Origin of the sequence: Gardnerella sp. 26-12, assembly GCF_001660745.1 — a bacterium.
Lineage (GTDB): Bacteria > Actinomycetota > Actinomycetes > Actinomycetales > Bifidobacteriaceae > Bifidobacterium > Bifidobacterium swidsinskii.
The window spans coordinates 1-5,075 of the sequence record NZ_LWSR01000041.1 but is presented as its reverse complement, the minus strand read 5'-3'; the positions used below and the strand labels follow the sequence as shown (position 1 = coordinate 5,075).

The 5,075-nt window shown below is 41.0% G+C and carries 5 protein-coding genes and 2 tRNA genes; all 7 read left to right on the top strand.

Features of this window, described 5'->3' with window-relative positions; all coding sequences use genetic code 11:
- Positions 1-35: 35 nt before the first annotated feature.
- Complete coding sequence (locus A5295_RS03175) at positions 36-695, top strand: carbonic anhydrase (protein WP_064621678.1); 660 nt, start codon at positions 36-38, stop codon at positions 693-695.
- A 55-nt stretch (positions 696-750) separates the two neighbouring features.
- Positions 751-1,845: a permease gene (locus A5295_RS03170; RefSeq protein ID WP_064621677.1), complete on the top strand. Its 1,095-nt coding sequence runs from the start codon at positions 751-753 to the stop codon at positions 1,843-1,845.
- On the top strand, positions 1,842-2,612 hold the full coding sequence (locus A5295_RS03165; RefSeq protein ID WP_004109484.1) for a TIGR03943 family protein: 771 nt from the start codon (positions 1,842-1,844) through the stop codon (positions 2,610-2,612). The genes A5295_RS03170 and A5295_RS03165 overlap by 4 nt, the downstream gene beginning before the upstream one ends.
- 76 nt (positions 2,613-2,688) lie before the next feature.
- Positions 2,689-3,984: a hemolysin family protein gene (locus tag A5295_RS03160; RefSeq protein ID WP_012913683.1), complete on the top strand. Its 1,296-nt coding sequence runs from the start codon at positions 2,689-2,691 to the stop codon at positions 3,982-3,984.
- 57 nt (positions 3,985-4,041) lie between these two features.
- The gene (locus A5295_RS03155; protein WP_012913682.1) at positions 4,042-4,521 is read left to right on the top strand and encodes a Dps family protein; all 480 of its coding nucleotides are present in this window, start codon (positions 4,042-4,044) and stop codon (positions 4,519-4,521) included.
- Positions 4,522-4,647: 126 nt separating this feature from the next.
- Positions 4,648-4,721 (top strand) — tRNA-Ile (locus tag A5295_RS03150).
- Between the two features lie 27 nt (positions 4,722-4,748).
- Positions 4,749-4,821: transfer RNA gene (locus A5295_RS03145), tRNA-Ala, on the top strand.
- Positions 4,822-5,075 lie beyond the last annotated feature (254 nt).

The window sequence follows — 5,075 nt, the reverse complement described above, 5'->3', positions numbered from 1 at the left end:
AGATGTGTATAAGAGACAGATACAAGGAGGTAATAATGCACGAGACAGTCAAAGAAGATCTTTTAAAAGAAGATTCACTTTTGGCTACATCTGTGTGGAGCGCGATGCTAGCTGGTAATCGTAAGTTTGCAGAAGGCTCATTAAATTGCCATGGACTTAGTGAAGAAACGAGATTATCTCTTATTGAAGGTCAGCATCCTGGAGCTGTTGTTCTTTCCTGTGCTGACTCGCGCGTGGCTCCAGAATTTGTGTTTGGTGCCGGTTTAGGTGATATTTTTTCTGTTCGCACTGCAGGCGAAGTGCTTGATGATGCTGTAATTGCATCTTTAGAATACGCTGTAAGCGATTTGGGAGTAAAAGTGCTTGTTGTTCTTGGACACGAGCATTGCGGTGCTGTACAAGCCGTTTTGCCGAATGTGCAAAAGCTGGTTTCTAAATACGGCGAAGATGAAGCAAACGAAATAATTGAGTCTAGCGAGTCAATATTGCTTCGTTCTTTAGGACCGGCTGCGCTCGCGGGTATTGAAGAAGACTTGAGCACGGACGATATTGAGCGCATTCACGTGTCTAATATGTTGACTGAAATTTGCGACAAATCTCAAATTATTCGTGAAGCCGCTTTTAACGATAACCTTATGCTAGTTGGCGCTAGGTATAGAATGAGTGATGGTTTAGTAGAGGTTCTTTCATGCTAAGTAGCATGTAGTCGCATTTTTAACAGAATTATTAATACGTTGTTAGGTTACAGATATGAATCAATCATCTAAAGATACGCTTGATGCAAATTCTGCAAATTCCACTAATTCTGCGAACTATCTTTTCTTGCTTGTCGGAGCTCCTTTAGTAGCTTTTATTATTGCAGCTGCTCCTGCTTTACAAGGGCAACATCCTTGGTTTCTCATTGATACAACAATTCGAGGTGTTTCCGGCTTGTTGCTACAAGCTATACCTTTTACGCTCATAGGTGTGCTTGTTTCTGCTGCAGTAGAAACTTGGGTAACTGCTGATTTTATTGAGAAACATGTTCCAAAATCTACAGCAAATGGTTTCTTGGCTGCCATATTAGCCGGCGTCTGTATGCCGGTTTGTGATTGTGTAGTCGTTCCAACGTTTTCTCGTTTAGTTGCAAGAAAACTACCATTGCCGTGCGCCATAACTTTTCTATGTGTAGTTCCTGTTGTAAATCCAGTATCTGTATTGGCAACATTTTATGCGTTTTCTGACGCTCCAGCTGTTGCTATTATGCGTATTGCGCTAGGTGTTGGTATTGCATTACTGGTTGGATTAACTTTTGTTATATTTCCTTCGAAAATCAATATTTTGCGTAAGAAAATTTTAGTAGAAAACGAATCTTCTTTACATTGTTCTTGCGAATTGAATAACGAAAGTAATCTCACAAAAAATAATATTGAAAAGCATAGTATTTCTGCGCAAATTCGCAAATATGTGCAGCATATACATCAGGATTTAATAAAATTAATTCCAATTATTGTATGTGGAACTATAGTTGCTTCTGTAATTCGCGCATGGCTCGGAGCTGATCCTGCTTCTCGCGTGCAAGTGAGTAATGTTTTCATTGCTATTCCTGTAATGATGGCTATTGCGTACGCAAGCTCTCTATGCTCCAGCTCAGATGCTGTAATTGCAAGAAGTTTAGCAACATCATTGCCTATGTCGTCGGTGCTAGTATTTCTGCTGTTTGGTCCTATGCTTGATTTAAAGAATACGCTTATGCTCGTTGAGGATTGCCGTGGTAAATTTGTGTGGCGCTTAACATTAACTATTGCTTTTGCGTGCTTCCTAGCGTCATTATTAGCTCACTGGGCTTGGGGGTTCATCGCATGAAAAAGCAAAAATGTGTTGAGCATAATGCTTGTAAAAAAATCACTTTAGCTCAATTGGTAGAAGCTATTTTATTGCTATTTTTTGCAGTCATAATTGCGGAAGTTACTTTAAGCGGTAGATATACGCTTTTTACTACGCCTAGAGCATATTATTATTTGTTAATTACTGCTATTTTGCTATTTATTTTGTCTATATGTGCTGCGATTGGATGGTTTTCTGTTTCTTCGCGCGATGTTTGGCGTATGTTTGTAGCTTTCGTTGTTCCTGCGCTACTTATTATTGTTCCTTTGCGTTACGCTCAAAATATTAGTGTAGATGGATTCGACCAGTATGCTGGCGGTCGTGCTATTGCTATTCGTAGCCAAAATTATCCTTTGCCAGGATTGTATGAAAAATCTCATGAGATAACAGTTGATGATGATGATTTCGGCTCCTGGTATGACGAAATCGATCATAATGCTGCAAAATATGATGGATACGCGATTACTCTTACAGGTTTTGTCAGCAGAGATTCTACGTTGAATGCAAATCAATTTAGGGTATCTCGTCAGCTTATGTCATGCTGTATTCTCGACATGTCTCCGTTTGGATTAGTTGCCGAAAAATCAAATATTGGCGAAATTCAAGATCATGAATGGGTGCGTGTTCGTGCACGCGTTTCTAGAGGCAATATTGGCATTCCTGGATATCAGCATCCTGGAGTTGTGCTGCACGTTATATCAATGCAAACAGCTCAAGCTCCAACTGGATATTTTTATCGCCCATAAATAATTTATCTTCGTTAATGGTGATAATTATTTTAGAATTGTTGATATCGCATAGAAGTAAACTAAGATAACAAGTATGGCGATTGGTTTTAATATTCTACTCATTATGATTTTTTTGCTATTTGGTTCCGTATTTGCGGCAACCGAATTAGCTTTAGTGAGCTTGAGAAGTTCGCAAATTGATCGCATGGAATTGCAGGATGCGCGTGGCGCTAGAGTTGCAAAAATTGCCCGCGACCCTAACACTTTTCTATCTGCTCTACAAATTGGAGTAACTCTTTCTGGCTTTCTTTCTGCATCGTTTGGTGAGTCTGCTTTAGCTCCGTATGTTGTGCCGGTTGTATGTTCATGGGGTGTTTCTTCGCACGTTGCTGGCCCACTTACAACAATCTTTCTAACTCTTGTTATTTCTTACTGTTCTATTGTTATTTCTGAATTAGTTCCAAAACGTATTGCTATGCAGCGTGCTGAGCAGATTGCGCGAGCGGTTGTGCCGGCGGTTGATGTTTTCTCAAAGATTTGCAAGCCTTTAATTTGGCTTATTGGAAAGAATACTAACGGTTTTGTGCGCATTCTTGGCTTTGATCCTAATGAGAAGGAAAGCGAAGTTTCTGACGAAGAATTGCGTGTTCTTGTCAATAGCAATAAACGTTTAAGTCAGGATGAGCGTACTATTTTGGATGATGTGTTTGATGCGTCTGAAACTATTGTTGCTGAAGTAATGCGTCCTCGTGCTGATGTTGAGTTTTTGGATGGTTCATTGAGCCTTGAAGAAGCTGCCGCGAAAATTCGTGAGCTTCCGTATTCTCGCTACCCTGTTATTGGCAAAGATTTTGATGATGTTATAGGTTTTGTGCATGTTCGTGATTTGCTAGATGTGCGTGATCCAAATGCAAAAACTGTTGCAGATGTAACTCGCGAAGGAATTAGTCTTCCTGGAACTTCCAAACTATTGCCGAGCCTGGAACTTCTTCGTAAACGTGGTATTCATTTGGCTGTTGTCATCGATGAATATGGTGGAACTGACGGTATTGTTACGCTTGAGGACATGACAGAAGAGCTAGTTGGAGATATTCGCGATGAATATGATTTGCCTGGTGAAACTGAGCAAAATAATGTGAATAAAACAACTGCTTTTGTAAATGGTGTTGCAAAAATTGATGGCGGTATGACCATTGAAGATTTTGCTGACATTACCGGCATTGAGCTTGAGGACGGTCCGTATGAGACTGTTGCAGGCTACTTTTTAGCGCATACTGGTTCAATGGGAAGTGTTGGAGCTGTTTTGCATGATGCGGATGGTTACGATATGACTGTGACTGCGGTTGATGGTAGGCGTATTGCGACGATTGAAGTGCGTCGCCGCGCGTAGTTTAAGCCATAGCAGTAGAATAATAACGGTATTAACAAACCTAAGGAAGGATAGAACATGGCTTTGTTGCATATTTTGCCAGGTCTCGACGAAGCGGCCAGTGAAAAGGCTGTTGCCATTTTACAGAATCGTTTAAGCCACGAGCAGGAAGCTGCTTTGGTGCTCAAGCATGCGCATTGGAATGTTACTGGTCCAGATTTTATTGCAGTGCACGAAATGCTTGATCCACAGGTTGCTGAAGTTTTGGCGCAGGCGGATGAAACTGCTGAGCGAATTGCAACTTTGGGCGGCTCTCCACTTGGCCGCGCAGACGATGTTGTTGCTGCTCGCACATGGAAGCGTTTTGCTTTGACTGGTCGCAAGTCTACAAAGGAGTATTTGCAAGCGCTTATTGAGTACTATAACGATATGATTGCAGACGATCGCAAGGCTATCGCGGAACTTGATGAGCTTGATTTAGTTAGCTCAAATATTATTCAAGATCATGTTCAACAGTTGGAAAAGTTCCAGTGGTTCATGCGTAGCCATCTTGATTAATTATTCTCTGTTTAATTTTTTTGATTCAAACCGCAACACGCTGTTTTCTTTTTATGGCGTGTTGCGGTTTGACATTTTCTGTGTCTGTGCTAATGTAACTACTTGTATGTTTTAGGCATACGAGTTGGGCCCGTAGCTCAGGTGGTTAGAGCGCATCCCTGATAAGGATGAGGTCGGAGGTTCAAGTCCTCCCGGGCCCACGATAGAATGACATCATTCTTTCGAATGGGGCTATGGCGCAGCTGGTAGCGCATCTGCTTTGCAAGCAGAGGGTCAGGAGTTCGAGTCTCCTTAGCTCCACGAACAGGGTTCTGATTGATTTTTCAATCAGAACTTTTTGTTTATCAATTTCTTTCTTGTCGCGTGCCCATTCAATTTTTGGGGAATAACCCAATTTTTTACTGATTACCCCTAATAAAATTAGGGTGACACCCTGATATTTGTCAGTGTTGTAAAAAATATAAAAATGTTTAAATAGTTGAATCTCTTCCCAGAGATTGCGGCATATATTTTGCTGTGGAACTATACACAATATATTGTTAACTTGAAAGGCT

Bases quoted from the DNA above. Each gene is read 5' to 3' on its own strand.
- A5295_RS03175 (WP_064621678.1), top strand. From the start codon at position 36: ATGCACGAGACAGTCAAAGAAGATCTTTTAAAAGAAGATTCACTTTTG.
- A5295_RS03170 (WP_064621677.1), top strand. From the start codon at position 751: ATGAATCAATCATCTAAAGATACGCTTGATGCAAATTCTGCAAATTCC.
- A5295_RS03165 (WP_004109484.1), top strand. From the start codon at position 1,842: ATGAAAAAGCAAAAATGTGTTGAGCATAATGCTTGTAAAAAAATCACT.
- A5295_RS03160 (WP_012913683.1), top strand. From the start codon at position 2,689: ATGGCGATTGGTTTTAATATTCTACTCATTATGATTTTTTTGCTATTT.
- A5295_RS03155 (WP_012913682.1), top strand. From the start codon at position 4,042: ATGGCTTTGTTGCATATTTTGCCAGGTCTCGACGAAGCGGCCAGTGAA.